This is a genomic window from Microbacterium terrisoli (assembly GCF_030866805.1).
Classification (GTDB): domain Bacteria; phylum Actinomycetota; class Actinomycetes; order Actinomycetales; family Microbacteriaceae; genus Microbacterium; species Microbacterium terrisoli.
Genome location: NZ_CP133019.1, coordinates 3,512,274 through 3,528,870, shown reverse-complemented (window position 1 = coordinate 3,528,870; position 16,597 = coordinate 3,512,274). Strand labels below are relative to the sequence as shown.

Sequence of the window (16,597 nt, the reverse complement as noted above, 5' to 3'; positions counted from 1 at the left end):
CGAATGACTCTTCTCGCGGCAGCCGGCACAGCCACGCTCGGGCTCGTCCTCGCCGGCTGCTCGGGCGGTGGCGGCGGCGACGGCGGCACCGACGGCGGCACCGCGAAGCTGGAGATGCAGACCGGACTGGGGGCTGCCGACCCGACGCTGACCGTGCTCAAAGACATCACGAAGACCTGCACGCCGGCGGACACGACCATCGACCTCGTGCCGATGACCAACACGTACGAAGCCGACATGAAGACACGGATGGCCTCCGGCGACCTGCCTGACATCTGGTCGACGCACGGCTGGTCGCTGCTGCGCTACAGCCAGTTCCTCGAGCCGTTGAACACCCAGCCGTGGGCGGAGAACTTCAACAAGGCGCTGGCTCCGGCGATGGAGAACAAGGACGGCCAGTTCTTCGCGCTGCCGATCAACACCGACGTGTCCGGCATCCTCTACAACAAGGCCACTCTGCACAAGGCCGGGGTCGACCCCTCTACGCTGACGACGTGGGATGCCTTCACCGCCGCACTGTCCAGGCTCAAGGCCGCGGGCGTGACGCCCCTCTCGTCGTCGTCGAAGGACTCGTGGATGGCGGGCAACGTCGCCGACTTCATGGCGTCGGGCGCGTTCAGCGACGCGGACCTCGAGCAGTTCACCCAGGGGACGTTCGTCGAGTCCGGGTACAAGACGATGCTCGACGAGGTGCAGACGTGGGCGAAGGCGGGCGACTTCAACCCCGACTTCTCGTCGATCACGATGGACGAGATCGGACGGGGTCTGGGCAGCGGCAAGGTCGGATTCGTGTTCGTGCAGAACTCTCTGGCCAACACCGCGTTGCAGCAGAGCCCAGACGCCAAGCTCGGGTTCATGCCGATTCCGGCATTCACCGGCTCGCCGTACTTCGTGGGCGGCGAGGGCACGGCCTACGGCGCATGGAACAAGGGCAAGCACAAGAAGCAGGCGCTGGAGTACCTCGACTGCCTGGCCAAGCCCGAGAACATCAGCAAGATGGCCAAGGCCCTGGGCAGCATCCCCGGGCTAACCGATGCCACGACCGACATGGGGCCGCTGCAGGACAGCTACGAGAGCGTGGTCAAGCCCGGCACCTACCCGCTGCACCCGTACTTCGACCGGGTGTACCTGCCCAACGGCATGTGGGACACGATGGTGACCACCACCGGTGCCGTCATCAGCGGCCAGTCTCAGCCGAGCGCGGCCACCGCACAGATGAAGCAGCAGTTCGCGTCGCTGTACACGAAGTGAGGACCTGGGGAAGGGGACGGCGGGGCGCTTGGGGAGTGGCGCCCCGCCGCTGCGACAGGCGGGTACGATGACCGTCGCCGACGGTCGGCACACCCGCCGTCGCACCCGCGGCGGCCCTTCGACGCGCTCACCGCGCCGAACTGCACGCCGCGAGACCGGCGCACCGTTCCTGCGTCGCCGGGTGAACCTGCTGTACCTGCCGGCCGTGGCGCTGTTCGCGGTGTTCACGCTGTACCCGCTGGTCAGCGGCGTGCTGATCTCGTTCACGAAGTGGGACGGCTACAGTCCCGACCGCACCTTCGTCGGGCTGGCGAACTATGCGCACCTGTTCACCGACCCGCTCGTGGGCACGGCGCTGGTCAACACGTTCATCTACGGCTTCGGCTCGACGATCCTGCAGCAGGTGATCGGGCTCGCCCTGGCCCTCGCGCTCGACCGCGCAGTGCGCAAGCGTCGCACCGGTGGGCGCAACCTCGCCCGGGCCATCGTGTACCTGCCGGTGCTGGTCTCCCCGGTGGTCATGGGAACGATGTACTACCTGCTGTTCTCGTATTCGTACGGCGGCCTCAACGACACCGTCACCGGCCTGGGAGGTGAGCGCGTGGCGTGGCTGAGCACGTCCGGCTCGGCCATCACGATCATCGTGATCGTCAACTCGCTGCAGTTCGTCGGCATCTCGATGGTCATCTACCTGGCCGGTCTGCAGTCGATCCCGATCATGTACTACGAGGCGGCGCGCATCGACGGGGCGACCGGTTGGCGGCAGTTCACCGGCATCACGGTGCCGCTGCTGCAGCCGGCCTTCGCCACGAGCATCGTGCTGAACCTGATCGGCGGCCTGAAGCTGTTCGACGTCATCCGGGTGATGACCGGCGGGGGACCGGGGTATTCGACCGACTCGATGTCGACGCTGATCTCGAAGTTCTACTTCGACAACCAGAACGCCGGCTACGCGTCGGCGGTCGGGGTCGCGCTGTTCGTGATCATCGCGGTGTTCACCCTCGCTCTGAACGCGTACTTCAACCGTCGCCGATTGGAGATCGCGTGAAGCGCGCGCTGAGCAGGACGGGCCTTGCCGCCGGGCTGATCGTGGCGTGCGTCGTGCAACTGATCCCGTTCTACATCACCCTCACCACGGCATTGAAGCCGCGCACCGACCTGTCGTCGCAGTGGCTGTTTCCCACCGGGGGCGTGTACTGGCAGAACTTCCAGACGGCGATCGAGGACGGCGGCATCCTGCGCGCCATCGGCAACAGCGCCATCGTCACCCTCGCCTCCACGATCCTGATCTGCCTGCTCGGGGCGCTGGCCGCCTACCCGCTGGCCCGCCGTGAGACCACCGGCAACAGGATCGTGCTGGCCGGCATCATCGGGCTCATCATGATCCCGCCGCTGAGCATCCTGGTGCCGGTGTACACGCTGATGGTGCAGCTGGACTGGATCAACACATACTGGGGCGCGACCGCGCTGATGGTCGCCGCGCAGCTGCCGCTGAGCGTCTTCCTCTACGCGAGCTTCATGCGCAGCCTGCCGCTGTCGATCGAAGAGGCCGCCACCGTCGATGGGGCCGGGATGCTGCAGATCCTGTTCCGGGTCGTGTTCCCGATGCTCAAACCGGTCACGGCGACCGTCATCATCCTGACCAGCGTGTCGGTGTGGAACGAGTATGCGCTGAGCGTCTTCTTCCTTCGCGACCCGTCGGTGCGGACCACGGCTCCGGCGATCGCGACGTTCTTCGCGAGCCAGGGCAGTGACCCGAATGCGGCCGCGGCCGCCGCCCTGCTCACGGTGATCCCGGTGCTCGCGGCCTACCTCGTGCTGCAGCGCTACTTCATCAAGGGCATGGTCGCCGGGTCCGAGAAGTAGCCGCGTCCAGCCGAGTGAGCTCAGGTGGACGTGAGGTCGGGCCGAAGTGAGGTCGGGCGGACGTGGGGTCGGGCGAGGTCAGGCGGTCCAGGGGAGAGGGCGCTCGCGGTCGAGGTCACCGTCGCGGCCGATCGCCTTCAGGGCGTCGCCGCCCCCGCGGATGCACAGCCAGCGCAGATCCTCGGGGCTGTCGGGCCGGGCACGCCAGGCGCGCATCACACCCTGGCCCACGCGCACGACGGTGCCTGCCTGCACCTCGACCACGTCGTCGTCGAGGGCCATCTGGCCGCGACCGGCGAGGAAGAGGTAGACCTCCTCGAGTCGGCTGTGCGAATGCCAGAACGCAGCCTGGCCGCCGGGTGCGGCAGCGTTGGCCGACACTCCGATGAACTCGGTGGGGATCTCTTTGTCGACGAACTGCTTGCCGGGTCGGTCGCCGCCGGCTTGCAGCCACGTGTCGATCCCGCCGAGTTCCATCACGTCGTATCCGCTCATCACGCCAGCCTAGAGGCGTCCCCATAGACTCGATGCCATGGCCGTCACCACCCGCCGCGTGCAGGACCTCACCGTCGAAGACCACACCATCACCGTGCCGCTCGTCTGGGGTGATGGCGCCGATGCCCGCACGATCGATGTGTACGCGGCCGTGGTCAGCCGCGACGGCGGAGAGACGCTGCCGTACCTCGTGTACCTGCAGGGCGGGCCGGGGCACGAGGCGCCGCGGCCGTTCCACGCGCCGTCGAGTCCGTCGTGGCTGGATGCAGCGCTCGAGCACTACCGCCTGGTGCTCATCGACCAGCGCGGCACCGGGCGCTCGACCCCGCTCGGCGACGCCGACCTCGGCCGCGGCACCGACGAGCTCGTCGAGTACATCGCGCATCTGCGGGCGGATTCGATCGTCCGGGACTGCGAGGCGATGCGCGAGCATCTGGGCGCGGCATCCTGGAGCGTGCTCGGACAGTCCTTCGGCGGCTTCACCACTTTGGCCTATCTGTCCACCGATGCCGGCTCGGTGCGCGAGGCGTTCTTCACGGGCGGCCTTTCGGCGGTGGGCCGCCACCCCGACGACGTGTACGCGCTGACCTACGACAAGCTGCGGTCGGGGTCCGAGCGGTATTACCGGCGCTTCGCGCACCACCGCGACACTGTGCGGCGCCTGGCCGAGCTGGCGGCTGAAGGCGCCATCGTGCTGCCCGACGGTGAGGTCGTCTCGGTGTCGCGGCTGCGGTCGCTGGGCATGCTGCTCGGGTCGAACAACGGCTGGCAGACGCTGTACGAGCTGCTCGAGACGCCGCCGCAGTCCAACGCGTTCCGGCACGACCTGGCGGCCGCGCTGCCGTATTCGGCGCGCAATCCGCTGTACTACGTGTTCCATGAGTCGAGCTATGCCGACGGCTATGCGACCCGCTGGTCGGCCGACCGGGTGGAGCCTTCGGACTTCCGCGACGATGTGACGCTGCTGACAGGCGAGCACGTGCGTCGCGAGTGGCTCGAGACGGTGCCGGGTCTGGCCCCGTGGAAGGATGTCACGCTCGCGCTCGCCGACCACGAATGGCCGTCGATCTACAACGTCGAGGCGCTGCGCGCGTCGGGCGCGCGGGGAGCGGCCGCCGTCTACGTGAACGACCTGTACGTGCCGCTGGAGTTCTCGCTCGAGACCGCCGCGCTCCTGCCGGGCGTCACGCCCTGGGTCACCAGCGAGCATGAGCACTCGGGCCTGCGCCAGGGCGACGTGCTGCCGCACCTGTTCGACCTCGCGCACGGCCGCCGCGTGCGCTGAGCCTGCGCCCCGGTGCCGGCTGCCGCGTGCGCTGAGCCTGCCGGCGGCCGTTCACAACTCATCCGAAGTTGTGCCCGGCGGGGCCTTTCGGGCCGATTTCGGCGTGTGAGCGCCTGGATCGGCTGAGTTGCGAACGCCGCAGCCGCACTCACCGGGCGCGCAGCGCCGCGCCCAGCTGCTCGACCGCGCGGCGCAGGATCGGCCGCGGCATCGCCAGGTTGAACCGCACGCAGCCCGATCCGGCATCGCCGCACAGGCAGCCGTCGGTGGCGGCCACGCCGGCGTGCTCGAGGAAGAACTCCGCTGGGTGGTCGCCGAGGCCGAGCGCCCGGCAGTCCAGCCACGCGAGGTAGGTGCCCTCCGGCGGCAGGAAGTCGACGCCCGGCAGGTGCTCGGCGACGAGCTCGGTCATCAGCGCCCGATTGCCGTCGAGGTAGGTGACGACGTCGGCGAGCCAGTCGCGACCCTCGGCGTAGGCTGCGGCGTTCGCGATGAGTCCCGGCACGCTCGCGCCGTGTTCGATGAACATCGCACGGGTGCTCTGCGCCCAGGTCTCGGCATCCTGGTCATTGCTCAGGATCAGCTGCGCGCACTTCAGACCCGGAAGGTTCCACGCTTTGGACGCGGAGGTCGCGGTGATGGTGTGGGATGCCGTGACCGGTGACAGCGAGGCGTACGGGACGTGCCCCGCCCCGCCACCGGCGCCCGGGTACACCAGCGGCGAGTGGATCTCATCGGAGAACACGCGCGCGCCATGGCGTGCGACCACCTCCGACAGGGCGGTCATCTCCTCGCGGGTGTACACCTTGCCGATCGGGTTGTGCGGATTGCACAGCAGGAACAGCCCGCCGCCGTCGGCGAACGCGCGGTCGATGCCGTCGAGGTCAAGGCGCCAGCCGGCGCCGGGGCGATCGTCCTGGCGCAGCATCGGCACCTGGATGATCTCGCGCCCGTGCACCGCCGGCAGGGTGAGGAACGGCATGTAAGCCGGGGTGGGCAGCACTATCGCCTCGCCTGGTTCGGTGAACACGTCGATCACCGCCGACAGCCCCGACAGCACATCGCCCAGCGGACGGATGCGGTCGGCGGGCACGTCCCACCCGTACGCGTCGCGCTGCCAGTCCGCGGCCGCCTGCTGCATCCGCTCGATCAGGTAGGCCGGCGGATAGCCGAACAGGGCAGCGTCGACCGACGCGCTCACCGCCGATGTCACCGCCGGTGCGGTGCCGAAGTCCATCTCGGCGACGAAGGCGCCGAGGGCATCGGGGAACGCCGTCCACTTCATGCCGCCCCGCGCGCGCAGGTCGGCCTCGGTGATGGCGTCGAACGGGTGGGCGCTCAGAGCGTCGGTGGGCACGGCTGTTCCTCTCTCAAGACGGCGTCGAGATCATGTGCATTCGACGGGCGCACATCCAATTGGCGTCAAATTGATGTGTGCGTGTCGAGATCATATGACTTCGACGGGCGGGTCGAAGACCGCCCCGGGGTTGAGGATGTGCTGCGGGTCGAGGGCCGTTTTGATGCGGCAGTTCAGCTCGTACACGTCGTCGCCGAGGTAGCCGGGCAGCCACGCGCACTTGAGTCGTCCCACGCCGTGCTCGCCGGTGATGGTGCCGCCGAGCGAGATGGCCAGGTCCATGACCTCGCCGTAGGCGAGCTGGGCGCGCTGCTGCTGCGCGGTGTCGGTGGGGTCGAGCACGATCAGGGGATGGGTGTTTCCGTCTCCGGCGTGGGCGACCACCGCGATGGGCACATCGTGGGCGAGCGAGATCGCCTCGATGCCGGTCACGAGGTCGCCCAGCCGCGGAATGGGCACGCCGACGTCTTCGAGAAGGATGCGGCCGGTGCGCTCCACGGCCGGGATCGCCATCCGCCGGGCCTGCACGAATGCCTCGCCCTCGTCCGGGTCGCTGGTCGCGTAGCACTCGGTCGCGCCGCACGCGTTGCACAGCTGCTCGATCTTTGCGATCTCGGCGGCCGCCGCTCCCGCGTGGTCGTCGGACTGGATGACGAGCATCGCCGCCGCCGTCGCATCCAGCCCCATGTGCGTCGCGTCTTCGATGGCCAGGATCGTCGGCCGGTCCATGAACTCGAGCATCGACGGTCGCGTCGCGCGGGTGATCGCCATCACGGCATCGGTCGCGCCGGTCAGGGTCGCGAACACCGCCACCAGCGTGGTCGGCGGCTTCAGGGCCGGCACCAGGCGCAGGATCACCTCGGTGATCACCCCGAGCGTTCCCTCGCTGCCGACGAACAGTTTGGTCAGCGAGAGCCCGGCGACGTCCTTGATGCGCGGACCGCCCAGCGTCACGGCCCGTCCGTCGGCGAGCACGACGGTCATGCCGAGCACATAGTCGGTGGTCACTCCGTACTTCACGCAGCACAGGCCGCCCGCGTTGGTGGCGACATTGCCGCCGATCGAGCAGAACTCGTACGACGACGGGTCGGGCGGGTACCACAGGCCGTGCTCGGCGGCGGCCGCCTTCACGTCGGCATTGAATGCTCCCGGCTGCACGGTGGCCATGCGGGTGGCGGGGTCGATGCGGATCTCGCGCATGCGGTCCAGCGAGAGCACGATGCCGCCGTCGACCGCCGAACTGCCGCCCGACAGACCCGACCCGGCTCCACGGGGCACGACCGGAGTGCCCGTCGCCGCCGCGAACCGCACGACCGCCTGCACGTCTTCGGTGCACGTCGCGCGCACGACCGCCAGCGGTGTGCCGGCCCTGGGGTCGTTGGCGCGGTCCCAGCGGTAGGCGTCCATCGAGGCGGGGTCGGTGATCACCGATCCTTCGGGCAGAGTCGCGATCAGCTGGTCGAGTCTCGTGTCGCCGGTCATGTGCGTGGTCCTCCTTCGTCGGTGGATGCCGAGGCCCGCGCCGCTGCGGACCGTGGACGGCGTCCGTCCCTGAGACATTCGCGGCTACGGCATCAGCAGCGCCTTGATCGCGCGACGCTCGTCCATCGCCCGGTAACCCTCGGCGACCTCGGACAGCGGCAGTGTCAGGTCGAAGACGCGACCCGGGTCGATCTCGTTCGACCAGATGCGGTCGATCAGGTCGGGCAGGTAGCGTCGCACCGGCGCCGGTCCGCCGAACAGGTGCACCTCGGCCTGGAACAGCTGCTGACCGTCCAGTTCGACGCCGTGCGAGACGCCGACGAACCCGACGTGGCCGCCCGCGCGGGTCGAGCGGATCGCCTGCTGCATGGCCTCGTTCGTGCCGACGGCCTCGATCGTGGAGTGCGCGCCGAGCCCGTTGGTGAGGTCGCGGATGTGCGCGACGCCCTCATCGCCGCGCTCGGCGACGATGTCGGTGGCGCCGAACTCGCGCGCGAGCGCCTGGCGGTCGGCGTGGCGGCTCATCGCGATGATCCGCTCGGCGCCCTTGGCGCGGGCTGAGAGCACGCCGAGCAGTCCGACGGCGCCGTCCCCGACGACCACGACGGTCTTGCCCGGGCCGACGGCGGCGGCCTCGGCCGCGAACCAGCCCGTGCCCAGGACGTCGGATGCCGCGACCAGCGACGGGAGGAGGTCCGCGGTGGGCTCGCCCGGGGTCGCCACGAGAGTGCCGTCGGCCATCGGGACGCGCAGGCGCTCGGCCTGAGTGCCGAATCTGCCCATCGGAACAGCGTTCACGCACCGCGACGGGTAGCCGGCGCGGCAGATCTCGCAGGTGCCGTCGGAGGCGAAGAACGAGCCGATGACCACGTCGCCCAGTGAGATCGTGCGGACGTCCGCCCCGACCTCTTCGACCACGCCGACGTATTCGTGTCCCATCGGCAGGGGCTTGCGCACGGGGTTGATGCCGCGGTACGGCCAGAGATCCGACCCGCACACGCAGGTGGCGAGCATGCGGATCACGACGTCGCCGGGTTCTTCGATCTGCGGGTCCGGGCGCTGTTCGTATCGCACATCACCGGGGGCGTGCATGATCGCTCCGTACATCGTCAGTGCTCCTTGTCTGCCGTGCCGGTCGTCTCCGTGCCGGTCGTCTCCGTGCCGGTCGTCTCCGCGCCGCTCGTCTCCGTGCCGGTCGTGGCTGTGCCGTCCGCATGCACGGCGGCTGCGGCATCCACTCGCGTCGTCCCGTCGTCGGTGACCAGCAGGATGCCGGAGTCCTCATACAACGCGGCCACCGTCGCCTCGGCCGCGCGTTCGATCTCGATGCGCGGGTCGGTCGGCAGCCGATCGGGGTAGTAGGTGCCCGGACCGTAGAACTGCCCGTAGCGCAGCACGACGCCGCCGTAGGCGAGGGTCGCGCGCTCCAGCTCGGCGACCGCGTCGGCGCCGGCCCCGGCCGGCATGGGCCACGCCACGCTCTGCGTCAGCACCCGCCGTGCTCCCGCGGCACGTGCCGCGGACAGCACGTTGTGCGTGCCTTCCACACGGATGCGGGCGTGCCGCGCGCGGAACGCCTCGATGTCGCGCGGGTCGTCGGGCAGATCGGTCAGCTCGTGGATGACCGCGCCCGGCTCGAACGCGACCACCGCGTCGGTGAGGGCCTGCGCGTCGAACACGTCGCACACGACGGGCTCGACGCCGAGCTCGGCAAGCCAGGCCGCTTTGTCTTGTGAGCGGGTGAGTCCCGCGACCTCGTGGCCGTCGATCTGCAGGAGCCGGATGATTCGGTGACCGATGACGCCGGACGCCCCGGCCAGGAACACGCGCATGCCTCGATCGTAGGCCGCCGCCTGCCGGCCACGCATGCCCGCGCGCGGGTGCACCGCCGCGCCTCACTATCGTTGGCTGTATGAGCGAGCCCGACTTCCACCTCGACACCCTCGCCGTGCATGCGGGGCGGGAGGGCCTGGATGAACTCGGCGTGCACGCTCTTCCGATCGACTTGTCCTCGACCAATCCGCTGCCCGACATCGCCCGCGGGGGCGAATCGTACGAGGCGCTGACCGGCGGGCACCGCCCGCCCGACGACGGCAGCAACGTCTACGGACGCCTGTGGAACCCGACCGTCGCCCGCTTCGAGACCGCCCTGGCAGCTCTCGAGAAGGCAGAGGATGCGGTGGCCTTCGCCTCGGGCATGGCGGCCATGACCGCCACGGTGCTGGCCCTGTGTGCGGGAACGGGACGCCGGCACGTGGTCGGCGTGCGTCCGCTGTACGGCGGCACAGACAGCCTGCTGGCCGGGTCGCTGCTGGGCGTCGAGCACACTTTCTGCCGCGAGGACGAGGTGGCCGACGCGATCCGCCCCGATACCGGCCTGGTCGTGATGGAGAGCCCTGCCAACCCCACGCTCGAGCTCGCCGACATCGCCGGAGTCGTCGCGCAGGCAGGCGAGATCCCGGTCGTGGTCGACAACACGTTCGCCACGCCCGTGCTGCAGAATCCGATCCTGCACGGTGCGCGGATGTCGCTGCACAGCGCGACGAAGTACATCGGCGGCCATGGCGACGTGATCGCCGGAGTCGTGGCCTGCGACGCCGAGACCGCGGTCGCCCTGCGACGCGTGCGCACTGCGACCGGCGGCATCCTGCACCCTCTCGGCGGCTACCTGCTGCACCGGGGCCTCACGACCCTGCCGGTGCGCATGCGCGCCCAGCAGGCCAACGCGCAGCGGGTGGCGGCCTTCCTGTCCACGCATCGTGCGGTCTCGCGCACGTACTATCCGGGGCTGGATGCCGATCCCCGCGGGCTCTTGGGTACGGAGCGGTCGAAGGCCCAGCTTCGCGGACCCGGGGCCATGGTCTCGATCGCGCTCACGGGTGGGTATGCCGCCGCCGAGCGGTTCGCCGGCAGCCTGCGCGTATTCACCCACGCGGTGTCGCTGGGCGGCGTGGACTCCCTCGTGCAGCACCCGGCGGCGATCAGCCACCGGCACGTGGCACCCGAGGCGCGACCGGGCGCCGACATCGTGCGCCTGTCGATCGGCCTCGAAGACGCCGACGACCTGATCGCCGATCTCGATCGGGCTCTGGCCTGATCGGACCGTCCGCCCAGCCCCACGACCTAGACTGGTGGCGTCCGCTCGCCGTCGGCGAGCTCCACGTCTGTTGAGGAATCTGCCGTGTCGCCTGCCCGCACTGCACGCTCGTTCGAGGTGCGCCACCTGCAACTCGCACGCGCCGTCATCGCCGCCATCGCGGCCGCGATGATCACGTTCTCGCCCGATCACTCCGCGCCGCTGGGTCTTTCGGTGTTCAGCGGGTTCGCCATCACGAGCGCGTTCGTGCTGTTCGTCGCGGCGTGGCTCGTGTTCCCGGCGGGCCGTCGGGGAGCAGCCGTCGTCCTCGGCGTGATCGACATCGTCGCCGGGATGGTCGCGGGCATCGGCCCGATCCGCTCCGACACCCTGTTCTTCGCCCTCGTCATCTCCTGGGCGCTGGCCTCGGGCCTGGTCGAGCTGATCGTGGGCCTGCGTGGCCGTCACGCCGAGAAGGGCACCGCCGCCCACTCCGAGGGGCGCGACGCCTTGACCATCGGCATCCTCGGCCTTGTGCTCGGGGTCGCGCTGCTGTGCGTTCCGGCGGGCTACGCCCTCACCTACCGCGTCGCCGAGGCGCACGAGACCTTCACCCTCACGGGCATCACGATCGGCGTCGGCATCTTCGGCGGGTACGCCGCGATCGTCGCCGTGTTCTTGGGCATCGCGGGCTTCTCGCCACGCGTCGAGCCCGCTGCCGAACTCGCGGCCGGGCATGCCGCATCCGAAGACAACCACGGAGGTGCCGCATGAGCGACAAGCGCCCCACCACTCGCCGAGACCTGATGAAGCCCGGGCAGATGCTCGGGCTCGCGGTGATCGCCGCGCTGTTCGCCGGCGTGGTCACGCTCGTGTCGATGGGCCTGTTCCAGGACAGGTTCCCCGGCGAATCCTCGCACGCGCTGCTGGTGGGTCTGATCGTGGCAGGCATCACGTTCGTGGTCACGCTGGTCGTGCTCGCTCTGCTGATGCTGGCCGTGCAGCCCGAGCAGATCACGCATCGCGTCGACGGACCCGTTCTGATCGGGCGCGATCAGGCCGTCGCCGATGAGCAGGCGGCGAAGGATGCCGCAGCCGCACGCGCGGCGTCCGGGCGCGCGCCGACCGACCCGGGAGCGACCGGCAACGGCGGCAAGCGCGCCTGACGCGCGATCCGCGCACGCGGGATCGTGATCGGGCATCCGTAGGGAATCGGCGTCTGACATGGCACGTGTGAAAGATCAAGCGGCGCGTCGCGCCGAGATCGTCGACGCCGCCAAACGGGCGATCGCCGCTCGCGGCTTGACCGGGCTGCGGCTCAAGGACGTCGCCGCCGAATGCGAGCTCACCGCGGGCGCCGTCGCCTATTACTACCCCGATCTGACGCAGCTGGTGCGCGAGGTGCACCTCGACGAGGTCGACCGCTTCTACTGGGACCGTCGTCGCGCGATCGAAGCGGTCGATGACCCGCGCGTCAAACTCAGCCGCACCGTCGCCAGCGGTGTGCCCTCGTCGGCACGCGACGTCGACTTCCAGGTCCTCAACGAATTGCACGTCCACGCGTATCGCGATGAGGTGCACGCCCGCCTGATGGCCGACCTGTTCGACCGTGAGGTGTCGCTGTACGAGTCGGTGCTGATGGACGGCGTCGCCGCCGGCGTGTTCGCGCTCAAGGCACCGGCGGGAATGATCGCCCGCAACCTCGTCGCCCTCGAAGACGCCTACGGGCTGCACGTTCTGGGCGGCAGCCGGGTCGGCGGGGCCGAGGTGCGCGACATGATCCTCGCGCACGCGGCGGTCATGGTCGGCTGCGACCTCGGATAGCGGCCTCGGAGAGCGGCCTCGGATGGCGACCCCGCAATCGAGGCGTCGGCGCGGCTGGCCGAGGTATCGATCGAACAGATACCACGCCGCATCTAATTCTGTTTTATTTTTGACGGCTGCCTGCTTAGCGTGGTGGCGTCGGCCGCGCTGAGCGCGCCGGACGCGAGCGTGAAGACGAAGGAGCACGATGGTGAGCACCGCGCACGACGAGAACCCGGCCGGCACAGGCATGACCGGTCGGGCACCAGAGCAGACCGAGGTCGTCGTGATCGGCGCAGGTCAGGCCGGCATCGCGATGAGCGAGCACCTCGGTGCACGCGGCATCCCGCACATCGTGCTCGAGCGCGACCGCATCGCCGAACGCTGGCGCACGATGCGATGGGACTCGCTGGTGGCCAACGGCCCCGCCTGGCACGACCGCTTTCCGAGCCTCGAGATCGCCGGTGTCGGCGACGACGAGTTCGCGACCAAGGACCGCATGGCGCGGTACTTCGAAGAGTACGTCGAGATGATCGAGGCGCCTGTGCGCACCGGCGTCGAGGTCACCGCCGTCCGCAAGCGCGAAGGCGGTGCGGGCTTCCGCGTCGAGACCTCCCGTGGCGACATCCACGCGCGCTATGTCGTGGCGGCCACCGGACCCTTCCAGCAGCCGGCGATCCCGCAGATCGTGCCGGCCGATGCGGGCGTGGAGCAGCTCCACTCGAGTCAATATCACCGTCCCGACCAGTTGGCGCAAGGGGCCGTGCTCGTGGTCGGCGCGGGATCGTCGGGGGTGCAGATCGCCGCCGAGGTACAGCGCTCGGGCAAGCGCGTCTACCTGTCGGTCGGACCCCACGACCGTCCGCCCCGCGCCTACCGCGGCCGCGACTTCGTGTGGTGGCTCGGTGTTCTCGGCCTGTGGGAGATGTCCACACCGCCGCAGGGTGCCGAGCACGTCACGATCGCCGTGAGCGGCGCCGACGGCGGGCACACCGTCGACTTCCGGCGCCTGGCCGACGACGGCGTCACGCTCGTCGGGCGCACAGCGTCCTTCGACGGGCGGTCGATGCACTTCAACGCCGACCTGCGTGAGAACATTCTGCGCGGCGACGCGAACTATCTCGGCCTGCTCGACCAGGCCGATGAGTTCATCGAGCGCAATGGGCTCGACCTGCCCGAAGAGCCCGAGGCGCGCATCCTCGGCCCCGAGGCCGACTGCATCGTCGACCCGATCCTCGACCTCGACCTGCGCGCGGCCGGCATCACGACGATCATCTGGGCCACCGGCTTCGCCGCGGACTACAGCTGGATGCACGTGGATGCCTTCGACGAGGCAGGACGCCCCAAGCACCAGCGCGGGGTCGCCGCCGAGCCGGGCATCTACTTCCTCGGTCTGCCCTGGCAGTCCCGTCGCGGATCGAGCTTCATCTGGGGCGTGTGGCACGACGCGAAGTACCTCGCCGACAGCATCGAGATCCAGCGGGGCTATCTCACCTACCGCGCCCCGGGCGAAGCATCCGCACCGTCCGCCGACCACCGACATGACCGCCGCGAGGCCCTTTCGACAGGAGTCAACTGATGCCCACGCACACCCGCATCCGTCCCTTCAACACGAAGGACACCTATCCGGAGCAGAACCTTGACAACGACCTGTGCCAGGCGGTGGTCGCCGGCGGCGTCGTGTACCTGCGCGGTCAGATCGGGCAGGACCTCGACACCCGCGAGACCGTCGGCATCGGCGATGTCCAGGCGCAGGCAGAGAAGGCCATGGCCAACATCAAGATGCTGCTCGAAGAGGCCGGTTCGTCGCTCGATGACATCGTCAAGGTCGTCGTCTACATCATCGATCCCCGCTATCGCGAGACGGTGTACCGGGTGATGGGCCGCTGGCTGAAGGGTGTCTTCCCGGTCTCGACCGGCCTGGTCGTCAGCGCTCTGGCCCGGCCCGAATGGCTCGTCGAGATCGACGCCACCGCCGTGATCAGCGAGCGTGCCCGGTGACCTTCTCGATCGTCGCCCGCGACGTGTCGGGGGCGCTGGGGATGGCGGTCTCGTCGTCGTCGCCGGCGGTGGCTGCCCGCTGCATCCACCTGCGCAGCGGCGTGGGTGCCGTCGGCTCGCAGAACATCACCGACCCTCGCTACGGTGCGACCCTGCTGGACGCGTTCGAGGCCGGCACCGCGCCCGACGAGGCGCTGGCCACGCTGATGTCGACGGATTCCACCGGCGAGTACCGCCAGGTGGCGGTGGTGGATGCCGCGGGCCGCACGGCCGTGCACTCGGGCGCCCACACCCTCGGCACGTACGCGACCGCGACCGGCGACGGCGTGGTCACGGCAGGCAACCTGCTGGCCTCGGCCGAGGTGCCCGCCGCGATGCTCGCCGCATTCGAGGCGGCGGAGGGTGATCTCGAGCTCCGGCTGATGGCCGCGATGCGCGCCGGCCTTGCCGCCGGCGGGGAAGCCGGGGAGGTGCACTCGGCGGGCCTGGCCGTCGTGCGCGAGGCGGGCTGGAACGTCACCGACCTGCGCGTGGACTGGGACGACGAAGACCCCATCGGCAGGCTCGCGGCCCTGCTCGAGCTGTGGCTGCCGCAGCGCGACGACTACGTCACCCGCGGCATGCACCCCGAGACCGCGCCGGCGTACGGCGTGCCCGGCGATGAGTGAGGTGATGGCCGTGCGTGCGCCGAGCGCGACGGTGAAAGACGACGCGCGGCGCGCGGTGGGCGACAGCGGCGCAGCTCTGGTCGCCCTGTCGCGGCAGCTGTACGAGAATCCTGAGACGGCCTGGCGCGAGGTCGCGTCGTCGCGTGCGGTCGGCGACGTGCTGGAGCGGGCCGGGTTCGCCGTCGAGTACGACTACCTGGGCCTTGCCACGGCGTTTCGCGCGGTGTTCGGCTCCGGCGGGTTCCGGGTCGGCCTGATGGCCGAGTACGACGCGCTGCCTGGGCTCGGGCACGCGTGCGGCCACAACCTCATCTCGGCCATGAGCGTGGGGGCGGGCCTGGCGCTGGCCCGGGTCGCCGAGGTGTCGGGTCTGACCGTGGAGGTGTACGGAACCCCGGCCGAGGAGGGCGGCGGCGGCAAGGTCGAGATGCTCGACCGCGGCGCGTTCGCCGACCTCGATCTCGCGCTGATGGCCCATCCCGCACCGGTCGATGTGGCCGAGGCGCGGCCGCTCGCCGTCGCGCACTGGCATATCGAGTACACCGGCAAGACCGCGCACGCGGCGGCCTATCCCACCCAGGCGGTCAACGCCGCCGACGCGTTCACGATCGCGCAGGTGGCCCTCGGGCTGCTGCGTCAGCAGTTGCCGGCAGACGTGCGGGTGCACGGCATCGTCACCGATGCGGGCACCGCGCCCAACGCGATCCCCGGCCGCAGCGAGGGCCGCTGGTACGTGCGGGCGCCTTCACTCGCGCAGCTGGACGAGCTCATCCCGCGGATCATGGCCTGCTTCGAGGCCGGAGCGCTGGCCAGCGGGTGCACGCTCGAGGTCACGCCCGAGAGCAAGCCGTATGCCGAGTTCCGCACGGATCGGGCGGCGCTGGACGCCTACGTCGCCAACGCGACGGCTCTCGGGCGGACGTTCGTGACCGAGGGGCCGGCGACCACGATGGCCACGGCATCCACCGACATGGGCAACGTGTCGCAGATCGTCCGGGCCATCCACCCGTACATCGGGGTCGACTCGTTCCCCGTCTCGAATCACCAGCGCGAGTTCGCCGATCATTGTGTGGGTCCCGTCGCCGAGCAGACCCTGTTCGACGGTGCCGTGGCTCTGGCCTGGACGGCGCTGGATGTCGCAGCCGCCGCCCGTGAGGGCGCCCGCGGCGACGCGCACACCTGAACCCATCGATTCGCCCGGACAGGGCGTTCGAGAAAACCGTGGCGATCGGGCTTTCGATCGTCCGACACACGTGCAATTCTTTGAGTTGCATCGCAAAGAATCCGGGAGACCGGTACCACAAGGAGGTGGA

Annotated in this window: 17 protein-coding genes; 12 read left to right on the top strand and 5 right to left on the bottom strand. The window is 69.8% G+C overall.

Going from position 1 to position 16,597, the window contains the following annotated elements; all coding sequences use genetic code 11:
- Positions 1–3: 3 nt before the first annotated feature.
- The 3 genes from QU603_RS15965 (at position 4) to QU603_RS15955 (ending at position 3,117) form a co-directional block, all read left to right on the top strand.
- On the top strand, positions 4–1,251 hold the full coding sequence (locus QU603_RS15965; RefSeq protein ID WP_308492372.1) for an ABC transporter substrate-binding protein: 1,248 nt from the start codon (positions 4–6) through the stop codon (positions 1,249–1,251).
- A gap of 67 nt (positions 1,252–1,318) precedes the next feature.
- Complete coding sequence (locus QU603_RS15960) at positions 1,319–2,299, top strand: carbohydrate ABC transporter permease (protein ID WP_308492370.1); 981 nt, start codon at positions 1,319–1,321, stop codon at positions 2,297–2,299.
- Complete coding sequence (locus QU603_RS15955) at positions 2,296–3,117, top strand: carbohydrate ABC transporter permease (RefSeq protein WP_308492369.1); 822 nt, start codon at positions 2,296–2,298, stop codon at positions 3,115–3,117. The genes QU603_RS15960 and QU603_RS15955 overlap by 4 nt, the downstream gene beginning before the upstream one ends.
- A gap of 78 nt (positions 3,118–3,195) precedes the next feature.
- Here QU603_RS15955 and QU603_RS15950 read toward each other — a convergent pair whose 3' ends face one another.
- On the bottom strand, positions 3,196–3,612 hold the full coding sequence (locus QU603_RS15950) for a cupin domain-containing protein (protein ID WP_308492368.1): 417 nt from the start codon (positions 3,610–3,612) through the stop codon (positions 3,196–3,198).
- 37 nt (positions 3,613–3,649) lie between these two features.
- Here QU603_RS15950 and QU603_RS15945 point away from each other — a divergent pair, with 37 nt between their 5' ends.
- Positions 3,650–4,897, top strand: a complete 1,248-nt coding sequence (locus QU603_RS15945; protein WP_308492367.1) for an alpha/beta fold hydrolase — start codon at positions 3,650–3,652, stop codon at positions 4,895–4,897.
- 148 nt (positions 4,898–5,045) lie between these two features.
- Here QU603_RS15945 and QU603_RS15940 read toward each other — a convergent pair whose 3' ends face one another.
- From QU603_RS15940 to QU603_RS15925, 4 genes are all read right to left on the bottom strand, one after another.
- On the bottom strand, positions 5,046–6,254 hold the full coding sequence (locus QU603_RS15940) for a MalY/PatB family protein (RefSeq protein ID WP_308492366.1): 1,209 nt from the start codon (positions 6,252–6,254) through the stop codon (positions 5,046–5,048).
- Positions 6,255–6,344: 90 nt separating this feature from the next.
- A complete protein-coding gene (locus tag QU603_RS15935) occupies positions 6,345–7,736 on the bottom strand; it encodes an FAD-binding oxidoreductase (protein ID WP_308492364.1) in 1,392 nt (463 codons plus the stop codon).
- Between the two features lie 84 nt (positions 7,737–7,820).
- Positions 7,821–8,843: a zinc-dependent alcohol dehydrogenase family protein gene (locus tag QU603_RS15930; protein ID WP_308492363.1), complete on the bottom strand. Its 1,023-nt coding sequence runs from the start codon at positions 8,841–8,843 to the stop codon at positions 7,821–7,823.
- 2 nt (positions 8,844–8,845) lie between these two features.
- Positions 8,846–9,568, bottom strand: coding sequence for an NAD-dependent epimerase/dehydratase family protein (locus QU603_RS15925; protein ID WP_308492362.1), 723 nt, complete (start codon positions 9,566–9,568; stop codon positions 8,846–8,848).
- Between the two features lie 80 nt (positions 9,569–9,648).
- Between QU603_RS15925 and QU603_RS15920 the strand changes: the two genes are divergently transcribed.
- From QU603_RS15920 to QU603_RS15885, 8 genes are all read left to right on the top strand, one after another.
- Positions 9,649–10,833: a trans-sulfuration enzyme family protein gene (locus QU603_RS15920; RefSeq protein ID WP_308492361.1), complete on the top strand. Its 1,185-nt coding sequence runs from the start codon at positions 9,649–9,651 to the stop codon at positions 10,831–10,833.
- A gap of 84 nt (positions 10,834–10,917) precedes the next feature.
- Entirely contained in the window at positions 10,918–11,586 is a 669-nt protein-coding gene (locus QU603_RS15915) for an acyl-CoA synthetase (protein WP_308492360.1), read from the top strand.
- Positions 11,583–11,978 (top strand): amino acid transporter, encoded by a 396-nt coding sequence (locus QU603_RS15910; protein WP_308492359.1) that lies wholly within the window; start codon positions 11,583–11,585, stop codon positions 11,976–11,978. Before QU603_RS15915 ends, QU603_RS15910 begins: the two co-directional genes overlap by 4 nt.
- A 58-nt stretch (positions 11,979–12,036) precedes the next feature.
- Positions 12,037–12,636 carry a TetR/AcrR family transcriptional regulator gene (locus QU603_RS15905; RefSeq protein ID WP_308492358.1) on the top strand — a complete coding sequence of 200 codons (600 nt, stop codon included), beginning with the start codon at positions 12,037–12,039 and terminating at the stop codon, positions 12,634–12,636.
- 190 nt (positions 12,637–12,826) lie between these two features.
- Positions 12,827–14,194: a flavin-containing monooxygenase gene (locus tag QU603_RS15900; RefSeq protein ID WP_370655315.1), complete on the top strand. Its 1,368-nt coding sequence runs from the start codon at positions 12,827–12,829 to the stop codon at positions 14,192–14,194.
- Positions 14,194–14,616, top strand: coding sequence for a RidA family protein (locus tag QU603_RS15895; RefSeq protein ID WP_308492357.1), 423 nt, complete (start codon positions 14,194–14,196; stop codon positions 14,614–14,616). The genes QU603_RS15900 and QU603_RS15895 overlap by 1 nt, the downstream gene beginning before the upstream one ends.
- The gene (locus tag QU603_RS15890) at positions 14,613–15,284 is read left to right on the top strand and encodes a DUF1028 domain-containing protein (protein WP_308492356.1); all 672 of its coding nucleotides are present in this window, start codon (positions 14,613–14,615) and stop codon (positions 15,282–15,284) included. Before QU603_RS15895 ends, QU603_RS15890 begins: the two co-directional genes overlap by 4 nt.
- Positions 15,277–16,467: a M20 family metallopeptidase gene (locus QU603_RS15885; protein ID WP_308492355.1), complete on the top strand. Its 1,191-nt coding sequence runs from the start codon at positions 15,277–15,279 to the stop codon at positions 16,465–16,467. The genes QU603_RS15890 and QU603_RS15885 overlap by 8 nt, the downstream gene beginning before the upstream one ends.
- Positions 16,468–16,597 lie beyond the last annotated feature (130 nt).

Bases quoted from the DNA above. Each gene is read 5' to 3' on its own strand.
- QU603_RS15905 (WP_308492358.1), top strand. From the start codon at position 12,037: ATGGCACGTGTGAAAGATCAAGCGGCGCGTCGCGCCGAGATCGTCGAC.
- QU603_RS15910 (WP_308492359.1), top strand. From the start codon at position 11,583: ATGAGCGACAAGCGCCCCACCACTCGCCGAGACCTGATGAAGCCCGGG.
- QU603_RS15950 (WP_308492368.1), bottom strand. From the start codon at position 3,612: ATGAGCGGATACGACGTGATGGAACTCGGCGGGATCGACACGTGGCTG.
- QU603_RS15960 (WP_308492370.1), top strand. From the start codon at position 1,319: ATGACCGTCGCCGACGGTCGGCACACCCGCCGTCGCACCCGCGGCGGC.
- QU603_RS15945 (WP_308492367.1), top strand. From the start codon at position 3,650: ATGGCCGTCACCACCCGCCGCGTGCAGGACCTCACCGTCGAAGACCAC.
- QU603_RS15920 (WP_308492361.1), top strand. From the start codon at position 9,649: ATGAGCGAGCCCGACTTCCACCTCGACACCCTCGCCGTGCATGCGGGG.
- QU603_RS15965 (WP_308492372.1), top strand. From the start codon at position 4: ATGACTCTTCTCGCGGCAGCCGGCACAGCCACGCTCGGGCTCGTCCTC.
- QU603_RS15895 (WP_308492357.1), top strand. From the start codon at position 14,194: ATGCCCACGCACACCCGCATCCGTCCCTTCAACACGAAGGACACCTAT.
- QU603_RS15935 (WP_308492364.1), bottom strand. From the start codon at position 7,736: ATGACCGGCGACACGAGACTCGACCAGCTGATCGCGACTCTGCCCGAA.
- QU603_RS15925 (WP_308492362.1), bottom strand. From the start codon at position 9,568: ATGCGCGTGTTCCTGGCCGGGGCGTCCGGCGTCATCGGTCACCGAATC.
- QU603_RS15930 (WP_308492363.1), bottom strand. From the start codon at position 8,843: ATGTACGGAGCGATCATGCACGCCCCCGGTGATGTGCGATACGAACAG.
- QU603_RS15885 (WP_308492355.1), top strand. From the start codon at position 15,277: ATGAGTGAGGTGATGGCCGTGCGTGCGCCGAGCGCGACGGTGAAAGAC.